Origin of the sequence: Hydrocoleum sp. CS-953 (genome assembly GCF_002260545.1) — a bacterium.
Taxonomy (GTDB): Bacteria; Cyanobacteriota; Cyanobacteriia; order Cyanobacteriales; family Microcoleaceae; genus Trichodesmium.
Genome location: NZ_LGSU01000161.1, coordinates 1 through 2310, shown reverse-complemented (window position 1 = coordinate 2310; position 2310 = coordinate 1). Strand labels below are relative to the sequence as shown.

The 2310-nt window shown below is 35.6% G+C and carries 2 protein-coding genes; both read right to left on the bottom strand.

The window, feature by feature from the left end; all coding sequences use genetic code 11:
- Positions 1–265: 265 nt before the first annotated feature.
- A complete protein-coding gene (locus AFK68_RS01255) occupies positions 266–1246 on the bottom strand; it encodes an aldo/keto reductase (RefSeq protein ID WP_094671002.1) in 981 nt (326 codons plus the stop codon).
- Positions 1247–1331: 85 nt separating this feature from the next.
- Positions 1332–1838 carry an HAD domain-containing protein gene (locus AFK68_RS01250; protein WP_094671000.1) on the bottom strand — a complete coding sequence of 169 codons (507 nt, stop codon included), beginning with the start codon at positions 1836–1838 and terminating at the stop codon, positions 1332–1334.
- Positions 1839–2310: the final 472 nt, after the last annotated feature.

Below are 2310 nucleotides of genomic sequence, written 5' to 3'. Positions count from 1 at the left end.
CAAAAAGACTGCCTTGAAAGGTAAAAAGTTCGATTGGTGGATTCATTTTCTTGAATAGTATTCGTGATTACAATGATGCCAAAAATTTAGCCTAGTAAAGCTAGACTAAATTGAACATACCTTTGAATTTAGATAATGTCAATAGCTATTTATAGAACTTATTTATAACTCTGTAAATTATAGAAATATTGCATTATCATTAATGCAAAAGAATATAACGACTCGCAAATAAATCGATCTTGATTCATTTTTTTGTTGAAAAAAACTATTTAGTCTGAAAAATATTTTGCACCATCTTCTTGTCTGTACTAGCAGCAGCTTTATCTAATTCCGCAACTTCACCAGAGTCTAATTCCCAACCCAATGCACCAATATTTTGTTCTGCCTGTGCCTTATTTTTTGCTCCCGGAATTGGAATTGTACCTTGACAAATACACCAATTAATTGCTACTTGCGACATAGTTTTATTTCTTGATTTTGCCACAGCTTCTAAACATGATAATAATGGGCGAACTCCTGGTAATATCTGTTTAAATAAAATACCTCGAATACCTTGAGGAAAAGAACCTTTTTCAGAATACTTTCCTGTTAATATTCCTAATGCTAAAGGACTATATGCAATTAATTTAATTCCCAATTCATCACAAACTTCTTTTAATCCTAATTCTGTAACTGGGTAGGTTGATAATAGAGAATATTGAACCTGTAAAGTAGTAATAGGAACGCCGCGATCGCTAAATCTTTTATGCACTTGCTTCAGTCGTTTCGGTCCGTAGTTCGATAACCCCACTCCCTTCACTTTTCCTTGTTCATACAAATCAGCTAAACCATCTAACAGTCCCCATTCTTGCCAAGGAAGATAGTTGGCAGTAGACCAGTGCATCTGTACCAAATCAACATTTTTACCGAGACGTTGAGCAGATGCTCCACAAGCTGTAATCATTGCTTGGCGACTCCACCTCCAGGGATAAGCAGCAAGTTTTGTGGCAATGCAAATATTATCTTGGTTTGCCCCCCTATATCCTTGAGAAAATTGCCCCAACAACATTTCACTACGTCCGTTTAATTTGCCAGTCCCGTAGGAGTCACCCGTATCAAATAAAGTTACGCCATTAGCAACACAGAGGTTAAATACATTTTGCAGCTCGTTATCCATACTTTGGTCATATCCCCAGAGGAGACGGTTGCCCCATGCCCATGTCCCACAACCCATTTTGGGAAAGGTAAGTTTTTGATTAGTTTGCATCCTTAACTATTAGACATCTCCAAATAAAAAATTAAATCAATTATCCCACAAAAATCATCAATTATTTTCCCCTACTCCCTACTCCCTACTTCCTACTCCCTGTTTTAGTATTTTCATCTATTATTTTCTCACTAAATGAGGCAAGATAGCGATCGAGTATTTTAGCAGAGTTGTGATTAAAACCATGATAGGCATCAGTAACAACAACCGGACTACCTGGTTCATAGAAGTCAGCAATGTCATCAATAGCTACCCACAGTGGATTTTCCTCATTGTTTTGTCTGAGATATTCCAACACTCCTTGATGCCGAATATGCCGATTTTTTTCAATAACTATTGGGTGTAAACATGGAGTTACTCCAATAACACGCACAGCAATATCTGGTGAAAATAAACTAGAAATTTTCTCTAGAGAATACATTTCGCGCCAGGATGAAGAAATAACTATTTTGGCAGTCGGATAACGACGCAGAACATTTTCAAATTCATTCAGACAAACTGGATCGAATTTGATCATGTCTTTGTGCAAGACTGGTTGCTCGAATTTTTTCTCTGGTACTAATACTCCATCAATATCTAAGAAAATCCACATAATTTATTCCACCTGCTTGAATGGCGATTGGTTAATTGATATTATATCAAATCTTGCTAATCACTTATCATTAAGTACGGAGTAGAGGGTAGAGGGGAAACTGAAATAGCTCCGGTTTCTTTTTCCTCGGTGAGAAAGACTTGATATTTTATTTATAACTAATAGACTTATCCAGAAATAAAAAAGCAAATAAATTATTATCCATAAATTATCAATTAATTCTTTTTTTCTCTATTTTATATCTCCAGAAAATAGGAGATATAAAATAGAAATACTAGAATTTTTCCTAGATATATCCTACTTTTTCAGGGAGGTTATATCATGTCCGTTGGTATTGTTTGTGTAAACCCAAGGGTGAATATCTACAGGAAATTTAATTTTTTTCAGGCTTTTAAGCCTTCTATTCTAGGTAATGAAAGCCTTCTTCCTTCTTCCTTACCAAAACCAGGAGGTCTAAAGCCTCCCCTTGGAT

What these genes read in the sequence shown, in the direction of transcription:
- AFK68_RS01250 (WP_094671000.1), bottom strand. Translation starts at nt 1,838, where the DNA reads ATGTGGATTTTCTTAGATATTGATGGAGTATTAGTACCAGAGAAAAAA.
- AFK68_RS01255 (WP_094671002.1), bottom strand. Translation starts at nt 1,246, where the DNA reads ATGCAAACTAATCAAAAACTTACCTTTCCCAAAATGGGTTGTGGGACA.